This is a genomic window from Rosenbergiella metrosideri, assembly GCF_022602565.1.
Lineage (GTDB): Bacteria > Pseudomonadota > Gammaproteobacteria > Enterobacterales > Enterobacteriaceae > Rosenbergiella > Rosenbergiella metrosideri.
The window spans coordinates 1-261 of the sequence record NZ_JALBCV010000096.1; the positions used below are offsets into that span (position 1 = coordinate 1).

Annotated in this window: 1 protein-coding gene; it reads right to left on the bottom strand. The window is 55.6% G+C overall.

Annotated features, from left to right (window positions below; translation table 11 throughout):
* Positions 1 to 261: hypothetical protein (locus MKR94_RS16650; RefSeq protein WP_241647909.1), on the bottom strand; the 261-nt coding region annotated here is incomplete at both ends.

Sequence of the window (261 nt, forward strand, 5' to 3'; positions counted from 1 at the left end):
ATAGAAGAGTGCTTGGCTTTGTTGTGCAACCCGTTGACCGCTTGCGCAAGTACTTTGCCACCCCACTTTCACTGGCGCGTGGTAGGCGGAACACCCGGCATTTGCTGCGGTCTCGTTTCGTCGCATCCCCCCCGTTTCGACGGCTGATGGCGGTCGCGCAGTGACTCGATAACCTAACGAGATTTGTTCACCCGGGAGTAACGTTTTCGGTATCGACTGAGTAAAGTGATAGGTAAAGCGTGGGTCTGAGGCCGGCAATCT